This is a genomic window from Acaryochloris sp. 'Moss Beach' (assembly GCF_021497025.1).
Lineage (GTDB): Bacteria > Cyanobacteriota > Cyanobacteriia > Thermosynechococcales > Thermosynechococcaceae > Acaryochloris > Acaryochloris marina_A.
Window position 1 is genome coordinate 912568 of sequence record NZ_CP071717.1, and the last position, 20785, is coordinate 933352.

General features: G+C 44.9%; 23 protein-coding genes, 1 other RNA gene and 2 pseudogenes. 14 read left to right on the forward strand and 12 right to left on the reverse strand.

Going from position 1 to position 20785, the window contains the following annotated elements:
• The first annotated feature begins 63 nt into the window (after nt 1–63).
• From HRE53_RS04220 to HRE53_RS04235, 4 genes and pseudogenes are all read left to right on the forward strand, one after another.
• Complete coding sequence (locus HRE53_RS04220) at nt 64–453, forward strand: hypothetical protein (protein ID WP_235109187.1); 390 nt, start codon at nt 64–66, stop codon at nt 451–453.
• Between the two features lie 21 nt (nt 454–474).
• Nucleotides 475–1440, forward strand: a complete 966-nt coding sequence (locus tag HRE53_RS04225) for a family 10 glycosylhydrolase (protein ID WP_235109188.1) — start codon at nt 475–477, stop codon at nt 1438–1440.
• Between the two features lie 81 nt (nt 1441–1521).
• Nucleotides 1522–2628, forward strand: a complete 1107-nt coding sequence (locus HRE53_RS04230; RefSeq protein WP_235109189.1) for a hypothetical protein — start codon at nt 1522–1524, stop codon at nt 2626–2628.
• Nucleotides 2629–2655: 27 nt separating this feature from the next.
• Nucleotides 2656–2934: pseudogene (locus HRE53_RS04235) on the forward strand (hypothetical protein); the annotation flags it as partial.
• Here the strand turns inward: HRE53_RS04235 and HRE53_RS04240 are convergent.
• The 3 genes and pseudogenes from HRE53_RS04240 to psbE form a co-directional block, all read right to left on the reverse strand.
• Nucleotides 2924–4162 carry an IS256 family transposase gene (locus HRE53_RS04240; protein WP_235106803.1) on the reverse strand — a complete coding sequence of 413 codons (1239 nt, stop codon included), beginning with the start codon at nt 4160–4162 and terminating at the stop codon, nt 2924–2926. The pseudogene HRE53_RS04235 and the gene HRE53_RS04240 sit on opposite strands and share 11 nt — an antisense overlap.
• A gap of 599 nt (nt 4163–4761) precedes the next feature.
• Nucleotides 4762–4902 (reverse strand): annotated as a pseudogene (psbF, locus tag HRE53_RS04245) (cytochrome b559 subunit beta); the annotation flags it as partial.
• Between the two features lie 16 nt (nt 4903–4918).
• On the reverse strand, nt 4919–5188 hold the full coding sequence (gene psbE / locus HRE53_RS04250) for a cytochrome b559 subunit alpha (protein ID WP_212662356.1): 270 nt from the start codon (nt 5186–5188) through the stop codon (nt 4919–4921).
• 418 nt (nt 5189–5606) lie between these two features.
• On the opposite strand from psbE, the gene HRE53_RS04255 reads away from it, so the two are divergent.
• Nucleotides 5607–6053, forward strand: coding sequence for a Fur family transcriptional regulator (locus tag HRE53_RS04255; RefSeq protein ID WP_212662357.1), 447 nt, complete (start codon nt 5607–5609; stop codon nt 6051–6053).
• Nucleotides 6054–6077: 24 nt separating this feature from the next.
• Here HRE53_RS04255 and HRE53_RS04260 read toward each other — a convergent pair whose 3' ends face one another.
• The 3 genes from HRE53_RS04260 to HRE53_RS04270 all read right to left on the reverse strand — a co-directional run bounded on the left by HRE53_RS04260 (nt 6078) and on the right by HRE53_RS04270 (nt 7381).
• Nucleotides 6078–6449, reverse strand: a complete 372-nt coding sequence (locus tag HRE53_RS04260; RefSeq protein ID WP_212662358.1) for a hypothetical protein — start codon at nt 6447–6449, stop codon at nt 6078–6080.
• A gap of 337 nt (nt 6450–6786) precedes the next feature.
• Nucleotides 6787–7056, reverse strand: coding sequence for a hypothetical protein (locus tag HRE53_RS04265; RefSeq protein WP_235109191.1), 270 nt, complete (start codon nt 7054–7056; stop codon nt 6787–6789).
• Nucleotides 7043–7381 carry a hypothetical protein gene (locus tag HRE53_RS04270; protein WP_235109192.1) on the reverse strand — a complete coding sequence of 113 codons (339 nt, stop codon included), beginning with the start codon at nt 7379–7381 and terminating at the stop codon, nt 7043–7045. The genes HRE53_RS04265 and HRE53_RS04270 overlap by 14 nt, the downstream gene beginning before the upstream one ends.
• Nucleotides 7382–7844: 463 nt before the next feature.
• Between HRE53_RS04270 and HRE53_RS04275 the strand changes: the two genes are divergently transcribed.
• The 3 genes from HRE53_RS04275 (at nt 7845) to HRE53_RS04285 (ending at nt 10205) form a co-directional block, all read left to right on the forward strand.
• Nucleotides 7845–8540 carry a tetratricopeptide repeat protein gene (locus tag HRE53_RS04275; RefSeq protein WP_235109193.1) on the forward strand — a complete coding sequence of 232 codons (696 nt, stop codon included), beginning with the start codon at nt 7845–7847 and terminating at the stop codon, nt 8538–8540.
• A 76-nt stretch (nt 8541–8616) separates the two neighbouring features.
• Nucleotides 8617–9720: a chlorophyll a/b binding light-harvesting protein gene (locus HRE53_RS04280; RefSeq protein ID WP_235109194.1), complete on the forward strand. Its 1104-nt coding sequence runs from the start codon at nt 8617–8619 to the stop codon at nt 9718–9720.
• Nucleotides 9721–9818: 98 nt separating this feature from the next.
• Nucleotides 9819–10205 carry a hypothetical protein gene (locus HRE53_RS04285; RefSeq protein ID WP_235109195.1) on the forward strand — a complete coding sequence of 129 codons (387 nt, stop codon included), beginning with the start codon at nt 9819–9821 and terminating at the stop codon, nt 10203–10205.
• 14 nt (nt 10206–10219) lie between these two features.
• Here HRE53_RS04285 and HRE53_RS04290 read toward each other — a convergent pair whose 3' ends face one another.
• The 5 genes from HRE53_RS04290 to HRE53_RS04310 all read right to left on the reverse strand — a co-directional run bounded on the left by HRE53_RS04290 (nt 10220) and on the right by HRE53_RS04310 (nt 14004).
• On the reverse strand, nt 10220–10891 hold the full coding sequence (locus HRE53_RS04290) for a histidine phosphatase family protein (protein ID WP_235109196.1): 672 nt from the start codon (nt 10889–10891) through the stop codon (nt 10220–10222).
• A gap of 23 nt (nt 10892–10914) precedes the next feature.
• Nucleotides 10915–12009 carry a chorismate synthase gene (aroC, locus tag HRE53_RS04295; protein WP_212662364.1) on the reverse strand — a complete coding sequence of 365 codons (1095 nt, stop codon included), beginning with the start codon at nt 12007–12009 and terminating at the stop codon, nt 10915–10917.
• A gap of 143 nt (nt 12010–12152) precedes the next feature.
• A complete protein-coding gene (locus tag HRE53_RS04300; protein WP_212662365.1) occupies nt 12153–12311 on the reverse strand; it encodes a hypothetical protein in 159 nt (52 codons plus the stop codon).
• 203 nt (nt 12312–12514) lie between these two features.
• Nucleotides 12515–13618 carry a heat-inducible transcriptional repressor HrcA gene (gene hrcA, locus HRE53_RS04305; RefSeq protein ID WP_235109197.1) on the reverse strand — a complete coding sequence of 368 codons (1104 nt, stop codon included), beginning with the start codon at nt 13616–13618 and terminating at the stop codon, nt 12515–12517.
• A gap of 29 nt (nt 13619–13647) precedes the next feature.
• A complete protein-coding gene (locus HRE53_RS04310; protein ID WP_212662367.1) occupies nt 13648–14004 on the reverse strand; it encodes a rhodanese-like domain-containing protein in 357 nt (118 codons plus the stop codon).
• 112 nt (nt 14005–14116) lie between these two features.
• On the opposite strand from HRE53_RS04310, the gene HRE53_RS04315 reads away from it, so the two are divergent.
• The 3 genes from HRE53_RS04315 to HRE53_RS04325 all read left to right on the forward strand — a co-directional run bounded on the left by HRE53_RS04315 (nt 14117) and on the right by HRE53_RS04325 (nt 15317).
• Nucleotides 14117–14353, forward strand: a complete 237-nt coding sequence (locus HRE53_RS04315; RefSeq protein WP_212662368.1) for a type II toxin-antitoxin system HicB family antitoxin — start codon at nt 14117–14119, stop codon at nt 14351–14353.
• 39 nt (nt 14354–14392) lie between these two features.
• Nucleotides 14393–14786: a transfer-messenger RNA gene (ssrA, locus tag HRE53_RS04320) on the forward strand.
• Nucleotides 14787–14936: 150 nt separating this feature from the next.
• Nucleotides 14937–15317, forward strand: a complete 381-nt coding sequence (locus HRE53_RS04325; RefSeq protein ID WP_235109198.1) for an Arm DNA-binding domain-containing protein — start codon at nt 14937–14939, stop codon at nt 15315–15317.
• Here the strand turns inward: HRE53_RS04325 and HRE53_RS04330 are convergent.
• Entirely contained in the window at nt 15310–16140 is an 831-nt protein-coding gene (locus HRE53_RS04330; protein ID WP_235108928.1) for an IS1 family transposase, read from the reverse strand. The two genes, HRE53_RS04325 and HRE53_RS04330, sit on opposite strands and share 8 nt — an antisense overlap.
• A 47-nt stretch (nt 16141–16187) precedes the next feature.
• On the opposite strand from HRE53_RS04330, the gene HRE53_RS04335 reads away from it, so the two are divergent.
• The 3 genes from HRE53_RS04335 (at nt 16188) to HRE53_RS04345 (ending at nt 20688) form a co-directional block, all read left to right on the forward strand.
• Entirely contained in the window at nt 16188–17045 is an 858-nt protein-coding gene (locus tag HRE53_RS04335) for a site-specific integrase (RefSeq protein WP_235109199.1), read from the forward strand.
• A gap of 780 nt (nt 17046–17825) precedes the next feature.
• Entirely contained in the window at nt 17826–20144 is a 2319-nt protein-coding gene (locus HRE53_RS04340; protein WP_235109200.1) for a virulence-associated E family protein, read from the forward strand.
• Entirely contained in the window at nt 20131–20688 is a 558-nt protein-coding gene (locus HRE53_RS04345) for a hypothetical protein (protein ID WP_235109201.1), read from the forward strand. Before HRE53_RS04340 ends, HRE53_RS04345 begins: the two co-directional genes overlap by 14 nt.
• The last annotated feature ends 97 nt before the right edge of the window (nt 20689–20785 follow it).

Below are 20785 nucleotides of genomic sequence, written 5' to 3' on the forward strand. Positions count from 1 at the left end.
GGTTCACGGTTGATGAATTTCCTAATCAAACCCTATGAGAGTGTTGGACCAGTCAAGCTAGGAATGACTCCTAAGCAAGTTCGACGAGCCTTGAAGTATTCACCATCAACATTTGTGAACCCTGATTCCTTTGAAATTAGTGATCATTTTGGTGTGCTTGGGCTGAACATCGGTTATCGTGCCCCCAATCACCGTTGCGATCGCATTCTTCTGTTTCTACCCGCAAACCCAATTTTCCAAAATCGCAGTTTACTGAAACGACTATCCATTGAGAAACTCAGTCAATGGATTAAGTCTACGGATGAGTCAACCATTATGACTGGAATTGAATGTGTATCCTTTCAATTTGGCTTTGCTCTGATTACACCCAGTTTCAAGCTTTTTAAACATAAGCGTCCCAAAGAAGTCCTTGTTTTCAAGGAAGGCTTCTACAACTCTCTACTAAACAAATAGTGGTATTCAACACTTACATCAATGGCAAAAAAGAAGAAGAAAGAGCCCTCAGGCTGTGGATGTGGCAGTATTCCTATTTCCTTAATCTTGTTGATTTTAGGCGTTGGGGGCTGGTGGTTTAGCCAAGCAGAGAATCGACAGGTAGGTCGATATTTCCCTAAAGATACAACCGTTACCATTCCCGTTTTAAATCAGCCGATTACTCTCAATCCATCATCGCCTTCTCCCTCTTCCACTCCCAAGGTGGTTCCCATTAAACCTGTCGAACCCCTGCCTACGCCAGAAGTGGTTGAAGTTGAAGTACCGAAAGAAATTGAATTTCCTAAGGCTTGGACTCAAAAGAAGATGAGGGGGATTTATCTGAGTCGGTATCAAGTCACCAATAACGCTTCTGAGGAAACTATTCGAGAGCGAGTGCGGTATTATCGCGCCCAAGGGTTCAACACAATTTTGCATGGGGTTTGGGGCAATGCCTGCACCATGTATAAAAGCGAAGTGATGGCTCAACAGTTGGGGTTTCCTAGCTGCCCTAATCTGTTTCAAGATCAATGGCTAGACTGGTTAATCGACGAAGCCCATAAGCAAGATATGCAAGTGCATGCCTACTTTGAGAAGGGCATCAAAATTGATAAAAACAGCCCAGTTTATGAACGGGCCGTGGCTGAAAAATGGTTGGTTCCCGGCGTCGATAAAACCTATAGCGGTATCGAACATTATGTATTGGACGTCGATCACCCCAAGGTTGCAGACTTATTCACGGAAATTATGGTGGAGTTTGTACAGAAATATCCCACCATTGATGCGGTGCAGTGGGATGACTATTTGGGGTATCACGCTGAACTTCCGGGCGAGGTGGACCGAACTGCCAGTCTGACGAAATTTTCCCAACGCCTGATCAAGGAAATGAAAAAAGCCAACCCGAAGGTGAGTTTCGATCTTTGTCACCATAATCCTTACTGGTCCAAACGCTATTTTGCTGGTAGTTAGGTGAGATTATCTCAGCCCCTCTAGCTAAGGGAGGCTCGAAAAAGGTATTGCTGAAGGGAGTTATTGAGCCAAGATACTCCCATGGAAGAGAAAAAAAGGCCATTACTTTCAGAGCTAGCTTGCGTGAACTCTAACTGTGAAAGCTATGGTCAAGCGGGCCTTGAGAATTTAACAGTACGTAAAGTCTACGGACAAGATCGAATACGGTATCTGCGCTGTCATAGCTGTGGAGCAGAGTTCAGTGAACGCAAGAACACTGCCTTTTGGAATACAAAAATCCCTGAATCTCGAGCAATAGAAGTAGGTCGTCAAATTGCAGAAGGAACGTCTATCAAAGGAACATCACGTCTGACCTCCACCCATCCGGATACGGTGAAACGTTTGACCCTCAAGTTTGGTCAGCATGCCCAGGACTTTCATGAGCAGGAAGCTCAGCAACTGGATATCGACATACTAGAGATGGACGAACGTCATGGATACGTCGCCAGCAAAAAGCAGCAGTGTTGGGATGCGGTATCCATTGATGCCGCCAGTAAATTCATTGTCCACGTGGCCGTTGGTCCCCGTAACACAGACCTGATAGAAAGGCTGATGCAAGGCAGTCACAGACGACTAGCTCATCCCCAAGACCTGGTGCTGATGACCGATGGAGAAGCGAGTTATCGCACTCTCTTTCCGGTCATCTTCGGGGTGTCTTACCTCCCCCCCCCCGTCAAAGCACGATGGGTCGACCTCCCAACCCCCAAGTATCGGATTCCTCGAACCCTTGCCCACGTCCAAGTCATCAAGCATCGTCAGGGACAAAAGTTAGAAGCCGTAGAGGTGAGCAAAGCTCATGGGAGCTGGCAACGGATCAATCAAGCGCTAGATGAAATAGGGTACAACATTCCCAACACCTCAACTGTGGAGCGTTTCAATGGCACTGCACGACGGATGAATGCTCATCAAGTCAGACGCTCACTTGCTTTCGCTCATCGCAGTAATACTCGTCAGGCCGTTGCTTGGTGGAGTGCTACAGTTTACAACTGGGTGAGAGTGCATCGCAGTTTACGAACTCCTCTAGAAGTAACCGAGGGTAAAAAGCGCTTTCAACAGAGAACTCCTGCCATGGCAGTTGGATTAACTGAACACATTTGGACCGAAGCTCAGATCCTCAGAGCACCGGTTTATATAGCTTCTCAAGAATAGGGGGCTGAGATAATCTCACCTAACTACCATTTTGCTGCGGATTGGAAGAACTGGGATGTGGATCGAGTCTTTGTCCAAGCCTATAACGAAGCTAATTTTGCCAAGGAATTAGAATACGCCCACGCCCAGGTCGGCATTGCCATTACAGACAACCAACTCCACCGATTACAAGGCCTCGTCGAGGACCCTAAGGTTAAAGGTATTCTAGTGTTTCCCCTGTCCGGCAAACCTAAAGAAACGGCAGTAAAAGTTAAAGACCGAGAGTGTTTAGATTTTTGTGTAAGCCGTAACGTATTCAATAGTTGAATCGTGTTGGGAACAGAATAGCAAAATGGGACAGCGCCGCCTTCCAATTCAAAATCGGTCTGGTCCATCTCTTCGAGATATTCCTCATCGCCAGAAACATCAATTTGTAGACAGACTCTTCATTCGGGAAGACAGCTTTGGTCTTAATCACCTTTCGCAGTGAGCGATTGAGCGACTCAATGGCATTAGTGGTGTAGATAACCTTTCGGATGGCCATTGGGTACTTAAACAACGGAGCAATATTATCCCAATGCCGTATCCAGATTTGGCTGATGCCAGGATACGTCTGGTCCCATTTGTTGGCAAACGCATCCAAGGCAGCCTCAGATTCCTCCAAAGTGGCCGCTTGATAAATGGGCTTGAGGTCTGCAGCTACGGCTCGACTTTCCTTCCAAGGCACATGGCGCAAACTATTGCGAATGAGATGAACGATACAAACTTGAACTTGAGTATCGGGATAGACCGATTCAATCGCCTGGGGAAAGCCTTTGAGACCATCACAGCAAGCAATCAAGATATCCTGAGCGCCTCGGTTTTTAAGGTCTGTGAGCACTGAAAGCCAGAATTTTGCTCCCTCCCGCTCGGCAGCCCCTATCCATAATCCCAACAGCTCTTTGTTTCCCTCCACAGTTACCGCTAGCGCGACATAGACGGCTCGCTTGCTGACTTGGCCATTGACTTTGATGTTCACATACAGGGCATCGAGATAGACAATCGGATACACCTCATCCAATGGTCTTGAGCGCCAGTCTTTAACCTCCTCCATGACACTATTGGTGACGTCACTAATCAGACCCTCAGAGATATTGGCCCCATACAGCTCCACCAATTGAGCTCGAATATCACGAGTGGTCATGCCACGAGCATATAAGGCGATGATTTTCTCGTCGAGTCCCGCGATACGTCGCTGGCCTTTGGGCACGAGGACAGGCTCAAACTCACTGCAACGGTCGCGAGGAATCGATAGGTCCATCTCTCCTTGTTCAGTCTGGACGGTCTTTTTCGAGTAACCATTGCGACTGTTTCTAGGGCCATGAGAACGCTCATCGACGGAGGATTGATGCAGGTGATGAGTCAATTCACCTGCCAAGGCTCGTTCCACTAGGCGTTTGCTGAGTTGTTTGAGCAGTCCTGATTCGCCCAGAATATCCTCTGGCTGTGGATTCTCTCCAATGAGTTCATCCAATAGCTCATCAACTCGATTGGGTACTTGTTTCTTTCTAGACATGATGCGGTCTCCTGGTGTGTTTGGATTCTAGACCGCTTACACAAAACTCTGATCAGTCTCTAAAGACCTGGTACTCAAGACAGACAAGGGGTAAATGGCAGGCTTGAATGGGGGGTGATAGCCATTTCCACCAACAGCACTATCGTTGCAACATCGGATTGAGTGATTCAAACGCTTGTAGTGGGACTGCGATGCAAATACACTCAGAACCTTAATATCGAGCCAAACACAATTAATAGGTGTAATATCGCTACCATGCTCCGCCAGCTACTCCTCTCAGCAGGCTAATGACAATACCCAGACTAACCTCTAGCAATCGGTTTAGAGAGGCCGCTTTCGAAAAAAGCTGTTGCACCTAAAAAATCAGCATGGCTTAGAGATAAAAAAAGACACCCCCTTCTGCCTCAAGAGAGTGTCAAGCTAGCGTCGTTTTGCCAATCTTATTCGCGTTGTAAGACTTCTTGGAGTTCTTGCAACGTCGGACCACCAAACAGTATTACGTTCCATACAACTGAAAACAAGATTGGCGCCAGCACCAAGGCGAGCCGCAGATCAAGTCCAGCAATGACCGTTGGAGCAACTGCCTCATAGACATTCATTCGGTCAATAAATTGCATGGATGCAATTGCGCCGAGGAACCACACCAAGGGAACACCCAACGTGTGTACCGCTAACCATCGCACCGTATAGATGGGATATGTCCTTTCAGGAGGGCGCTGGAGTCGAGTTCTAGATGTCATATCTAATGTCTCCTAATTAGTTGGTGTCAAGGCTTGGACTAAGATTGCGGAATTCATCGATTTGCTGTTTACCGGCATATCGATCCGTCACGATCTGAACTTGAGACTCAGACTGAGAAAAATATTCATTAGGATGGGGCGTCCCAAAGACGTCATATGCTAGCCCAGTGCTGACAAAGAACCAGCCCGATATAAAAATAGCTGGAATATTGATGACATGGAGCTTCCAGAACGAAAAATCGGTAATTATCTCGCCAAATGGGCGCTCACCTGTTACACCGGCCATAAGCATCTCCTAACTTAATTGAGAATAATTCTTATTCACAACACCATTATTGCAAGTGATTATCAATAATGCAAGAGATAATTTCTGTCCTCATTAAGATATTCGATAAGTAAAAGCTATAACTGCCCAAGATCAAGCTATAGAAAGGGATGATTTTCTCATCCCTACCTGCCTATTTGCTGCCCTCTAATCGGCAATGATTTTTTATTTTTATTGAGAATTGTTGTAAATTTGGAGACAGACTGAACTCCCATAAGCTCAGATGCATTGTCCTTTTTCTACTGTTATGGCTGGATATAGCGTTGGCGTTCACTTGCAATGATTTTGTGGAAACATCACAGCCATAACTAACAGCTGCCTTTATATACAGCCATCGATCTACCCCAGTCCAGAGGAAATTATCTAGTTAGGACGGTACATGTATACTTCCAGTTCGCTCAAAGCAGAATTAAATGAGAAAGGGTGGCGACTAACTCCTCAACGGGAAATCATCTTGACCGCCTTTCAAGAGTTACAGAAAGGGCAACATCTTAGCGCCGAAGATCTCTACGAGCTGTTATTACAACAAGGCAGCCCCATCAGCCTCTCAACCATTTATAGAAATACCAAACTCATGTCTCATATGGGGATTCTCCGAGAACTAGAATTCGCTGAAGGGCATAAACATTATGAGCTGAACCAACCCTACCCGAATCATCATCATCATCTGATCTGTGTCAAATGTAATCAAACGATTGAGTTCAAAAGTGATTCAATCCTCAAAGTGGGGAAAACCAAAGCCAAGCAATCTGGTTTTCATCTCCTAGACTGTCAATTGACAATTCACGCCATTTGCCCAACTTGCAAAAATGCAAAAGGACAGTGATTCACCCATCATGGTTGGGTCAGATTATTTAATTTCTAGGGCTTCAGACCCACCTTCCTCTAGAGTTCTCAGGAGTATTCCCAGCTGATACCACACCAGCAGCCCACTGGATAGAATCACAAAGGAAGACATGGCAAACCCAACAGCCCAGGTAACCGCAAAAGTCGTTAAGGCTGAGCCCACAAAAATCCAGCTACAAAGACAGATACCTAGATAAGGCACAAATAGCCTGGGTTCATAAATATTCCGGAGTGGTTTATCGGATAGCCCCTCAGACCATTCTTGCGTCTTGCGTCTGATAGAAACTTCAAACGCTTTGCCACAAGCAAATCCGCCGAGAGCAGCAATGCCAACCAAAAAATATGGCGGAGCAGGAATTTCGAAAAGAAAGTGCATGCATTACACCCTATAGAGCAAACTGAGAAAATTCAGTAGTAAATATATCTATTCTGATTGAAACTCAATTTGTCGATAAAAGCACATTTAAATCTGGGGTAAGCAACCCTTCCCTTTAGAGGAGTATCAATGGCTAAAGTCTTGGAGACCTAATTAAAGGGCAGTTAGACTAACAAGCCAATCTAATCCGCCATGGGTAAATAAAGCTAACTGAATAATTTTGGCAACGAGTGCACTATCGAAACCATGTCTTAACTCATGCAATTTCGTTTTCGAGACCAAGAGGTAAGTGCTGGGCTTAGAAAAGAAAACGACTTAAGCAATGTCTCTATCGAACTTAATTTTTTATATTTTTCTGGATAAATCTGGGAGGCTTATTGCCGATATAGTCAAATTCAGCCAACTTGTATTGACTAAACTGAACATCCAGTTCACTGTAAGCAATCTTGGGATCTCTCTTAGAAATTGAGCTGGCTAGTCCGCCCTCTTCGCCGACGCAGGACTTGAAGTCTACTAAGTAGAGGTTACCGCCACTGTCAAAACTAAAGAAGGGACCATCCTGACCACCAATCGAATAATTTCCATCTTGCCCATTATCTGAGATCATAAATATTCCGGTTACAGATGGTCTCTTCTGTATGTTTTACTCCGGTATGTGGAGAAATATATTCAAAAGAGAATCTTGCATCCTTACCCAAGTCATTGATAGTTAGGCTGCCCATCAATCCCTCTAGATCTTTGCCGGTATTCAAGGCATCAACCACAACATCTTTTTCATAGGTAACCTTGCCAGAGATCACTCCCTCATTGCCAATATTGCCAGCACTCTTAAACGAGTAAGTGGTAGCCCAAGCAGCATTGGTCATCATCAACAGACCTAAAAACACACCTACAGTGCTGATCAGCAAACGTTTGAGACTATTGCGAATCATCAGTGATATTCCTTTGTACGATTAATTTATTGATAGTTACTCTCAATAGTTGCACAAGGTCGCTAACAGATCAAAATCGTTGCCTTCAAGAAAACGAGTAATAAATCTCATGAATAGTTAGTTCTATAGAGTACAGCTTCGATCGACCTACCAGAATAGGTCTATTATTATTGAGTTTTATTACAAATGCGTGATTATATTATTGACATTGAATATCAATAAATCTATTCTGACAATCATTGATCGCTCTTAAAAATGTTCTCCTCTCAGAGACATGGCAAGGGGAGCTGTAAGTATTCAGTTCCCTATTTTTTTTTTCAGGGCTAGGCCGTCGTCGGTTTGTGATCGCGCCGCCCCAGCATCAGAATATTGCTGCAAAACTGAATCCTGCCCTTGACCTCCTAGATCAAGGATTTAACACAGTTAAAATCTGTCGGATCCAGTGCCGATGAAAGGTGGAGATATGAAACGCATTGCTCTCAGTCTAATCATCCTTTTACTATCAGGGCTCATTCTCTTGAATGGTTCATCGGCAGCGATGGCCCTTTCTAGTAGCAATGGTGTCTCATCTCAACGCCAACAAGGTGGGCAAACACAATCATCAACCTTTGACAAAACAGAATTTCTGTATTGGTTTAAGCAATGCGAACATCTACAGGGCCAACATGCCCTAGCGGCTTGTGAACAAGCCTTAAAGCTCAATCCCCATGTAGCCGCAACTTGGATCAACCATGGCCAAAAGTTATTCGATTTTCGCCAATATGCGAAAGCACTGACTTCTTTTGATAATGCCTTGTTGATAAAGCCCGACTACTCCTTGGGTTTAGCCAACCGATGCGGCATTCTCAGCGTCTTAGGTCGATATCCCGAAGCCTTAGATTCCTGTGACATGGCCCTATTAGGTGATCAGCAATGGGGATTTAGTGGGCAGGTTCTCGCCTGGAATAACCGAGGCGAAACCTTGGTCAAACTGGAACGGTATGAAGAGGCGTTAGCCTCTTTCCAAAAATCTTTAGCGATCGACCCCCATGATGTTGCGGCCCAGCAATATCGTCACGTCGTCCTCAAGAAACTCAACCGTCACGATTCGTCACCACCTAAAGTTCCAGGGTTTATCCCCTCACCACAAGAGCAACAAATCGCTCTTGTTCTGCACTGATATAAAGCAGCAATATTCAAAACCCTCGTTTTGTTCGATATCCCTTTTTTCTTTTATTTATATTTGGAAGATCCCTATGGAATCCTCAATTGGAAAACAAGACTATCCCTGGTACGCAGGGAATAGTCGCTTAATTGCACCCTCTGCTTCAGGGAGATGGTTAGCAGCCCATATTCTCCAAGCTGCCATTATTATGTTTTGGGTAGGGCTCAACACCCTATCTGAATTACAGGTTTTTGACCCCAGTGTTGCCATGTACGATCAGGGATTAGTGCTGATTCCTCATATGGCAGCAGAAGGGATTGGTGTAGGTCCAGGAGGAGTCGTTACCGATACATACCCCTATTTGGCCATTGCCTTAGTGCATTGGGTCGCGAGTATCGTTCTACTGTTTGGTGGCTATTATCACCTCGCCGTGGGTCCGTCTGACCTGTCCAAAGGAGGCCGAGGCAATACGAAACAGTTTGCGTTTGACTGGGATGATCCAAAACAGTTGGGATATATCTTAGGCAATCACCTCCTGTTTATCGGATTTGCTTCACTCATGTTTGCAGGCTGGATGATCAATCACGGTATTTATGACCCCACCATAGGGGACGTTCAAGCTATCACCCCCACTGTTGAGAATTTCACCCATATCTACAAATATGGTTGGTCTACGCCTGGATTTAATCCATTTTTTATCGATAATTTAGGTGATTTAGCCGCAGGGCATATCTTAATCGGTTTATTCGATATTATCGGTGGAATTTGGCACATTAATGTCACCCCCTTCAGTTGGGAACAACAGCTGGGAGCCCGGCGAGATAACTATAGTGCAGATGGATTGATCGGCTTATCCCTAGGAGCCGTTGCCATCATGGGATTCATTTCCGCCTATTTCTGCGCGGTTAATACATTTGTCTATCCCGTTGAATTCTACGGTGCTGCCCTGGAAGTGAAATTTAATATTGCCCCTTACTTCAAGGACTCTGTTGAATTAGGAGATGGTGTATACAGCTCCCGAGCTTGGTTATCCAATGTGACTTACTATGTCGGCTTCTACTGCTTGCAGGGCCATCTATTCCATAGCCTAAGAGCCATGGGCGTCAAGTTTGAGAATCTTCCCCAAGCGCTTAGCGCAGCCTTCAAAGTTGAGTCTTCACAACCGGTGGAAACTCCGCAACCCACTGGAGAATAACGCCGACTTCAGGGATTGATGGATCAATTCTCCTCTCCATTAAAGTCAAGGGCATGATGGTTCCCTAGCTGGAATAGCCATCATGCCTACGAAAATCAATGGCTGCTTGCCTTACCCTCAAAAAGTTACAAGCAGCTCAATGCCATGCTTTTCTCATAAAAAATTTTGCCCATCCACTCACAGGTAATGTCATGACAGAAGAACAGGCAGCCACTGCCAATACTCAAGTTGTCACTGAGCCCAATTCTGCCCCCCCTAAACCAGAGGAACAAGCTGTAGCAACGGCTCCTGAAGAGAAGGCTGAATCCACTCCACCCACCACAGCAGAACCCCAATCCCCCTCTGTAAAATCCGAGGCAGGGGAACCTCCAACCCAGTCATCTCCTGAACAACCCCGCTTTTCTTCGGGTGTGCTGTTTTTTCTATGGGTATTCTGTACCCTCGTTTTCCTCTCAATTACTGCAGGCTATATTGCTACTCATTAGTCCCAAATCCCCATCTAATCGCCTAAATCTTGCTCTTCTGGTAAATGAGGACATTCATTAAATCGATGAATGCGGCATAGCTGGGGATTTTGTCTAGATTGGGAAGATGAAGATAAAGGGACCTCAAATTCAAACAGGGCTGTATTGCCGATCCTCATGCCCCAAACTATGGGCGTGTCGAGGATAGCTGCAATGAGATATTGCAAGATACCCCCATGGGTCATCACCCAAATTTGATCTGAAGGATGGTGGGTTTGATAGAGGGTGTGGATGAAACGGCGAGTGCGATCGCAACAGGCAGACAAAGTCTCACTCCCCGGTATTGGAATCACATCCTGACTATTCATCAACTGTTCACAGAGTTGAGGATGCTGCTCTTGGGCCTCTTGCCAAGTCAGCCCCTGAAAAATGCCATTGTCAATTTCCAGCAGTGACTCATCTGTTTGAATCGAGGGAAAATCATCTCCCTTTAGGTGGCAAGCCACCAGCATCTCCAAAGTAATCACTGCTCGCTTCAGTGGGCTACTGTAAAGATGCGTTGGAGCCCAGCTTTGCCGGGACAAGAACTGCCCTAAAAGCTGAGCCTGCAGAACTCCATGGGACGACAGACGCTCATCCAACCGCCCTAACATCTTCTGTTGGACATTTCCCCGAGCCTCGGCATGGCGAATTAGCAGCAATCGCATAGGTCACATTGAGTTCCCAGAGATTACTCTGTCAGCAATTCACATTGGGCATGATGACGGAGGAGATGATCACACAACACCAAAGCAACCATTGCTTCCACCATGGGGACAGCCCTCGGCAACACGCAAGGATCATGACGACCTTTCGCTGCTAGAGTTGTAGCTTCACCAGCCTGATTGACGGTCTTTTGAGGTTTGCCAATCGTCGCAGTTGGCTTAAATGCGGCCCGCAACACGATGTTCTCTCCATTAGAAATGCCACCTTGAATCCCACCAGACCGATTGGTGACCGTCCGGATCCGTCCGTCCTCATCCGTATAAAACTCATCATTATGTTCGAGTCCCGTTAACTGAGTACCCGCAAACCCCGAGCCAATTTCAAACCCCTTACAAGCCGGCAAAGACATCACAGCTTTAGCTAATTCGGCTTCCAACTTGTCAAAGACAGGTACCCCCAGTCCCTTAGGCACCTGGCGAGCCACACATTCCACCACACCTCCGATGGAATTGGCATCCCGTCGGGTTTGATCAATCAGGTCAATCATTTTCTCAGCGGCTTCAGTATTAGGACAGCGCACCATATTCGATTCAACCTGAGCTAAGGTCACTTGATCTGGATCAACATCCGCTTCCAAGGTTTTAATCCGCTTGACATAGCCAATCACTTCAACCCCAGCAGCTTGCTGGAGAATCTTTTTAGCAATCGCACCTGCTGCCACCCGGCCAATGGTTTCCCGAGCAGATGAGCGGCCACCCCCTTGCCAGTTCCGAATTCCATATTTGGCATCATAGGTAGCATCCGCATGAGACGGACGATAGACCTGGGCCATCTCACTGTAGTCTTGGGGGCGAGTATCCTTATTCCGCACCAAAATCGTAATCGGTGTCCCTAACGTTTTCCCCTGAAATATGCCTGAAACGATTTCACAGGTATCCGTTTCTTTGCGTGGTGTGGTGATTCGACTTTGACCCGGACGCCGCCGGTCTAGCTCAAACTGAATGTCTTCTTCTGTAATTTCAATTTGGGGCGGGCAACCATCAATGACCACCCCAACACCACCACCATGGGATTCACCAAAGGTTGTAATCCGAAATAAATGTCCAAAGGTATTTCCCATTCTCTTGATCTGACCGTGCTAAGTACATACCGGGCAAGCTGCCTGTCTTCACTATCTCATTCGGTCTTGGTAAATAGCCAAAAAAAAAGAGAGGGAAATATTTCCCTCTCCTCAAGAGCGTTGGTTATGGCTGGAATAAAAGGTTAGTTATGTCGAGCAGTCTGTGTACGTTGTTGTTCCATTTGGGCAATCGCTGTATCAACCTGTTGGGGGGTGTAACTGGTCAATTCAGTGAGCCAATGTTTAATCATTTCTTGCGAAAGATCGTTTGGACTTGTCAACATTTCAGTAGTACTAGGCATAGACTTTTCTCAACTTTTGATCCAACTAACTTTAGAAATAACCGTCTCTTGAATCCAAATACTAATCCCAATGCACACTAATATAGCCAAAGCATTGTAAGAATAAACAGGCAGAAAAGGTCAGAAATCTTCAAAGAATAGTCAGCGATGCGACCTGACTTTTCCTCAGAAGGTCATATTTATTCGATGAAATAAAATAATCTTTAAGCGATCTGGGTTAGACAAGTCGATAGATAATCTGCTGTCACTGTCACCAGCGCGATGACTTTCTCATAGGCCATTCGTGTGGGCCCAAGTACTCCCACACTTCCGATAGGCGTTTCGCCCTTCTGATAGGTTGAAGATACTAGGGAATAGGCTTGAATAGACTCAAGGCTATTTTCTGAGCCAATTCGAACTTGGACTTTCTTACTCCGGGGCACCACATCAGCCCCTTGCTTTATCATATCAGTCGTCAACTCATGAAAGAGGGGGCGAAGAAGATCTTGGCCATTCTCTAATAAGTGAATTAAGGTCTGGGCTTGCTGTAATTCAGAGAATTCAGGCTGTCGCAACACCTCAGCCAAACCGCCCACTAAGATGTTTTTAGGACTAAGGGATTCACACTGTTGCGTCAAATCGGTCAACAATATTTTCAAGAAATCAGTGTATTTTTGAAATTCCCGATCCAACTCATACTGGTCTAGCACCACCAAGTCTTGCAATGAACTCCCCACAAAATGGTGGTTCAAAAAGTTAGATAGAATGTGCAATTCTTGTTCAAAGCGTTCTGGATCCGCTTCATCCCATACCCCAAGAGGTAGCTCCATCATCACTGACTGAGTTTCATAGGCATCGGTCACCAGAATCAACATGACCCGCTGGGGTTCAACTTGCACAAGATGCAGATGACGAATGGTGGAGGTAGCCGCTTGGGGCAGAGTAATCAAGGCCACACAACCACTCAGCGTTGCTAGGATTTGAGCAGCATCTCGGAGTAGGACTTCAAAAATCCAGCTGTCAGTTCGTAGCTTTTTATCAAGGGCTTGCTTAATCTGTGACCTCAACGTGGTCGAGGGCATCACCAGTTCATCTACATAATGCCGATAGCCAAAGTCTGAGGGCACCCGACCAGCGGAAGTATGGGGCTGAAATAACAAGCCCTCTTCCTCCAACACCCCCATCACATTGCGGATGGTCGCTGGACTAATACTCAAAGAATATTCTCGCGCCAACGCTTTGGACCCGACCGGTTCAGCCGTAGCAATGTAGTGATCAACGGTTGCCCGGAGAACTCGTTGTTGGCGGTTAGTAAGGCTAAGGTCCATAGGACTCTGACAAAAATTACGTTCAGACTTTAGTAGCGCGGGATATTGGCATCTATCTTCATCGAATAGGCGTCAATACCACCACTGACATTCTTGACGTTAGTAAACCCATTTTGACTTAACCACACACAAACCTGGGCGGATCTCATGCCATGATGACACATCACCCAGGTTTCCTGATGTTGATCGAGCTGTTCGCCAATGGTTGCCGACCACTCCGCAAACTCGCTGAGGGGGATGTTTTGGAATGAATTCAGACTTGCGATCGCAACTTCCCCTGGCTCCCTAACATCTAGGAGTTGGATGCTTGTTGCATCATTATGTAGCTGAGCAGCAAGTGCCTCTACATCAATTTCGGGAATACTAGAAAAGTCTTGTGAATACATCGTTTAAAACGCAATTGCTAAAGAGTAGTGACTTGCTAAAAGTGATTGTCACAATTTATTCATTTATGTATGACCTATTCTGTCATACGCTTAGCAGAACGTGGAATCCATATTGTCTAACTATATTCGAGCAGTCATGTCCCGAGCGACATACACTGCTGCCACCGACGGCTCGACCTATGGGGAAATTCCTGGGTTTGAGAATGTCTCTGCGCAAGCAGATACCCTAGAGCAATGTCGGCATGATTTAGTAGAATCCCTGGAAGAATGGATTTTCTCCAGAGTAACCCGACAATTACCCGTCCCTGTCATCGACGGTATTCAACTACCCACCAAAGAAATGATGTAATCTCTTGAAGCGAGATACTATAATAGAATTTCGTAACCTGGGGCTGTAACGGTTTCGACGTTTTAGCAAACGTAGCCTCATGATTCAGGCCGAGAGTGAGTCGTCTCTCGCAAATAAAAGGCTCAAAACATCGTACATGCGAACAACATCGTATCTTTCGCTCGTCAGCGCACGGCTACTGCTGTTGCCTAAAAAAACCTAACTTGGTTTGAGCATCTGTAGATTGACTCCGTTAATTTCTATAGATAACCCCCAACGGATGCACCATTAGGGTTTCTCAGTTGTCTCTACTGGTAAAGACTTTCAACTAAGCATCCCATCGTCCGGGATAAGTGGCGATTCCCGCTTTGAGGATTAGAAAAGCTAAGCCTGTGAATGAATGGGGAGCTAATAGCTAGGGCGGACACGGGTTCGACTCCCGTCAGCTCCATCAACAAGTAATCCAAAGAAGTCCAAAGATGTACTTCAAACCCTCTCTAGCAGAGGGTTTTGTTGTTTTAATAGTCCTGTCAGGTCCGATATTGTCCTGTCAAACCTGGGGGTAGGTGGGGGTACGATAAGGGGTAGATGCATAATTTTTCATATGGCTACCCCCAAGCTTACAGACATAAAAATCCGTAAAGCCAAACCTACGGAAAAAAACTACAAGATATGGGACGGAGACCGAGGGTTATTCCTCCTAGTCAAAAAAAATGGATCTAAGATCTGGCATCACAAATTCTGGTTTGGGGGAAAAGAGAAGTTATTGAGCCTTGGCAAATATCCTGAGGTAGGGTTGAAAGATGCTCGTGAAAAACACAGGGAAGAAAGGAAGCTTCTGGCTTCTGGGATTAACCCTAGTACTCACCGCAAAGCTAAAAAAGAAGTCATTAGAGTAAAAAATGAGAATAGTTTTGAGCTTGTAGCTAGGGAGTGGTTCAACAAGCAAAAATCTAACTGGAAAGAGAGGTCGTGCCTCAAATAATTGTGGGGTAGCAAAGAATGTCATTCCAGTTCCATGGGCAATCAGCTAATCCTGCTCGTTGGGCCGCAGTCGTTTTGAATCGGCTGTGAGTCCAAATCCAATTAAAATAGCTCACCCCTAACCGAGCCGTAACCTTCGTTTGCTCCCAAACTTTGCCAAACTTATTTTGGCGGCGATGCCATCGACCTGTTTGCTGCCGAACAATCCCATTGGTACGCTCCAATCGTTGAGTTCGGTCTTTACCAATGTAGTGGATAATGTCTGGCCCTAAGATGCGCTCATAACCGCCCCAATCATCACTATTCCAAAACTTGCAATCGGTCTTGCCTTCAGTGCTGGTCATCAGTTCATCCAACAATGAGTCGGTATGCTTGCCCACCCGACAGGTCAATATCAAACCACTGGTGTTGGCCAACGTAATCGCCATCCAACAATCGCCCACCTCTAGCTCTGATGGTCGGCAATGTTTTTGCTTTTTTTTCACAAAGGACCACATCTCATCGGCACTGACATCATCGGTGCTGACTGCTTGAACGTTGCCATTATGAAGTTGCTGAGAGCGTTGGCTAGCAGAACGCACGAGGGAGACAACCGTGTTGTAGGAAAGCCCAGTGATTCGGGCAATGCCTCTGAGACTCGTGCCTTCTGCATGAGATTGGAGAACTTGATGGATCGTCTCTCGGCAGGTCTGTCGACGATAGTAAAGGGTATCAAAGGTTTCAGTGAAAGTTCGTTTACAAATAGGACAGTGATACCGTTGTTTCTCATTGGCCATCTTGCCATGCTTATAGGCTTTGGGATGACCGCACAATGGGCATTGCATGGTTACTCTAATAGCAGAAGGAATGTATTATTCTATCTGACCCACATTTGATTGAATCACAACCGAAAGAGACTCACAGCAAGACAATAATCAGACGTTTGGAAAAGGACATTTTCCCTTATATAGGAGATCGACCTATTGCTGAAGTCTCGGCTCAGGATGTATTGCAGGTATTACGCAGGGTAGAGGAGAGAGGGGCATTTGAGACAGCTCACAGAGAAAAAGGTATTTGTAGTCAAGTTTTCTGCTATGCCGTAGCTACAGGCCGCATTGAACACGATCCTACCTCTGGACTTAGGGGAGCCTTGTCATCAGTCAAAACAAAGCATATGGCTGCAATTACAGAACCTATGCGAGTAGGGAAGCTAATGCGGATGATTGATGGTTACCAAGGTACTCTAGTTGTCCAATGTGCTCTCAAACTTGCTCCTTTGGTGTTCGTTCGACCCGGTGAACTCAGACAAGCACTCTGGAAAGATATCAACTGGGAGAAGAAACAATGGGAGTTAATTTCAAGTAAAACAAACAAGGGTCTTATTGTTCCTCTATCAACTCAAGCTTTCTCCATTCTTCGTGAATTACAACCTTTAACTGGACACGGAGAATACATATTTCCTGGTGTAAGACCTCGACAAAGACCTATGAGTGAGAACGCTATCCTCGCTGCTTTAAGAGGAATGGGGATCCCTAAAGAAGAAATGACAGGACATGGCTTTCGAGCAATGGCAAGGACTCTCCTTGATGAAGAACTGGGGGTTAATATCGCGTGGATCGAGCTTCAACTAGCCCATAACGTGAAAGATCCTCTAGGTCGGTCTTATAACAGGACTGAATTTCTACCTCAGCGCCAAGAAATGATGCAGAAATGGGCTGACTACTTGGATGAGCTGAAAGCAGGTAGCTGAGCATTCCTGCTGTTTCCCCATACCCCTACTCCTCCTCTTTGGGCGGGGCCAGTGAAATAAATTAAATGGGTCTCTATTGAAAATAGGGATCCTAAATACACGTTGCTAGTCTGAGTTCTTTATTTATTTACTTTTAGGGTTTATTTATTGATTTTCTTGTTCAAGTTGTTCTAAAACTCTAGAACCTTTTCTTCATAAGTATTTCAGGCAGGAACAAGATTGGAACAAGTTTAATTTTTTTATGTTCTGTTTGTTCTAAGTGAGATTAAGGATTGAAGATATTCAACTCAATTCATTGATTATTTATATTGATTATTCAAAACCTGAGGTGAGGTTAACCGAACAGTCATAGTTCGGTTGCTATAGGTCTCTTTGTGGAACCTTTTAAGTCTTAGATCGGGGTAATCCTTTCAGAGGAATGGTTACACGCCTTTGATTTCGATAAGACAAGGTAATACAGCCTAGGACTCTTAATATATTCAGACCCAACGAAAGGAGGTCTATTAACCCTTAAGGAGTCATAAGCATGAAAAAAATTTCTTCGTCTCAAACAAATAATTGGTGATCCTAAAGCCAACTCTCCCATTCCACCAATGATCCCTATTGGAAGCTCAACGTTATGGGAGTGGGTAAAAAACAGGAAAATTCCCTAAGCCAATCAAGCTATCTACAAACATCACAGTTTGGTTGGAATCTGACATTCAAGCTTTCATGGATCAAAAGATCGCAGAAAGCGAAAATTCCCCCTCTAACTTTGCCGCGTAAAGGAGGAACAAGTAAATGTCTTATACAAATATTATAAGCTCTGAGAGCCAGAATGCCCTGTCCTCACTAGGTTGTCAATTAGAGCCTCACCATAGAGATAACTTATTGTCTGAAGGCTTCACGGATCAAGAAATTGATATTCTGATTTCTAAATATCGCGTCAGATCTCTTTCTGAGTCTCAGGCTTTAGAACTTGGATTTAAATCTTGGGATGGTGAGAAGTGGATTTCTAGTTCTGGAATCTTCTTTCCATTCACTGAGGGCTTTGGTCAGTTACGAGCAGATAGCCCTATCCCAAGAAAGGATGGGAAGCCAGCAAAGTATTTAACCCAGAAGGCTAGATCCTCAGAAGCATTTATTCCTGAGGGCTGTGTAGCTATTACAGAGGGTTTCAAAGATGCTCTTATGGCAACCCTGAGAGGAGTTCCAACGGGTGCTATAGCTGGAGTTAGTCACTATAGAAAAGCATTACCTAAGAGCTGTAAGTACACCATCGTCTTTGATTCAGACGGCTGGACTAATCCTCAAGTATTCCACAACTTAATTAAGGCTGGATTGTGGTGCAGGGGTAAGGTATTGATTCTCGATCCTATGCCAGATTCTCCAAAAGGAGGTTTATGTGAGCTTTACAGAGCGGGAGGCGAATTAGATCTGTCAAAGGCAGTTAAGCCATTAGATCTAATTCTAGATTTGCCTAATCACTGGAAAGACAGCCCTAGTGAAAAGATACCCAAACTTGCAGAGAAAGCTGTAAAACTGGCCTCCGAATATCTTTCGGACCTTGGGGCTGAGGCATATATTGACAGATTAGCTAAACAGCATAAGGATGCTGGTCTCCAAAAGCGGCCCTTACAAAAAATCAAGAAAAAAGCTCTAAGGAAAATTGCTGAGGATGAACCAACTCCTTATCAGCAGGACTACAACACGGTGCTTATTTATTTTGGTGATCGGATCAAACTAAATGAGGTCAAAAAATGCACAGAGCTTGACGGGAAACCTTTCTCCCCTGATTCAGTGAGAAATCTACTTTTAATTGAGCATAGCCTCAAGCTAAAGTCCCCAAAAGATAGTCTCATCGACATCGTTCAATTTATTGGAGAGGGTCATTCCTACAATCCGATTCAGGATTACTTAACTAGTGTCTATGAGAAATACAAGAATCAACCAGAACTCTTGCAAGAGGTAGGAAGTACTCTTGCGAGTACGTACCTGGGAAGCACTGATCCAACTGCAGACATGCTGCTTAAAAAAACCTTGATAAGTGCTGTTGCAAGGGCGTTTGAGCCTGGTTCTAAGGTGGATACAACCACCATTCTTGTTGGAGATCAAGGGATTAGGAAGTCAACCTTCTGGAAAACTCTAGCCTCTCCAGAGTATTTTTGTGACGACTTTTCAGATCCCTCAAACAAAGACCACATATTGAAACTTCATACTAACTGGATCATCGAGTGGTCTGAGCTTGACGGAATGAGGAAAAAAGAGGTTAACCATCTCAAAGCTTTTATGGCTACAAGTAAGGATCTCATTCGTGCCCCTTATGCCAGATCTGCTGAGGAAATGAAGCGGCCTTCCATACTAGTAGGAACTACGAATGAATCAGAATTCCTCTCTGACGCTACTGGCAATCGCAGATGGTGGATTATCAATTGTGGTTCTACTCCAATTCCTATAGAGACCGTAGAGAATAATCGAGATCTCATTTGGGCTGCTGCGATGCACTACTACTTCAATAGGGAGAACTGGTGGTTAACTTCTGATCAAGAATTAGCTATAGAGGCTGATCGAAGGCAGTATCAGAAACTTGATCCATGGCATGACCTTATCGCTGACTACCTAGAGGACAAGAATCAAGTCAGCTATGCGGAGATTTTCGACCTTGTTCTCGATATTGAACCTTCTAAGAGGGACTACAGATATACAGGGAGAATCCAGAAGATCTTAAGGCTCTCAGGTTTTGAAAACGGTTCAAATATAACCCATCAATATGAGGGTAAAGAAGGACCCGTGAAGAAAAGAGCAAGGGTTTGGGTGAGAAAAAAGCTTCTAGAGACTCCTCTTCCCCCTTCAATCACAGAGGAAGGGCAAAAGAAACTAGATCTCGGAACAAAGGTTGACTCTGCAAATGACTTGTTCCACGAGCTTGCTCAAGACAAAACTTTTACGGAAAAAGGGTTTCAAGGTTCTAGAACAACTGGAACAAGAGAACAACCACCTTTAGAGGCCCAAACACAATTAAAAAAAGAAAATGGCAGGTCTAAGTCTCAAAATGCTCAATCTTTTGAGTTGGTAAGGGGTCAACCAGCCTTAGTAGAGGATCATCATGGAGATATCTGAGGATGCGGTGGTATATGGCAAGTCTGGGGTGCCCTATACCGTGGTTGAGATTCAAGGAAGTCACCTCCTGTTAGCTGACCTTCACAACTCTCTTAAACGAGTCTCTAAAAACGTTATCCATTACTGGCATCCTCCTATTGGATCGTTGGTGTGGAGCCATTCTGGGAAGGAGTCTTTCTTCATGGGAGCCTTCCAAGAAAAGAGTCAACTCCTGCTATTCAACGGCAAGTCAACGGAAGTAGAAACTAGTCAGATTTGCCACTGGCAGATGCTAAAAACGACTGATTTAAAGGTAGGAGACAGGGTAGGAGCTATTGTTCCTCAATTCCCTAACCACAGCCAAGGGAATTGGAGCTATAAGGACTTAAAGTTTGACTGGGCAATAGTTAAGCTACTGAGCTTAAAGCAGCCTCTAGAGCCTGATCTAGGGGCTTCCTATGCTCACATCTACGGTTGTGGAATGTATCAAGTAAAAATACTCTCTCAACTTAGAGCAACCAATATAATTAATCTAAACACACATGATAAAGAGATAGCTGCATGAAAGTTTACTTATAAAAAGTAATGTTTTCTTAAAAAAGTTATCTTCTTAAGTTTCGGAAGCTTAGTGTTTTTCATGATTTTTTTTGTCCTACATGATT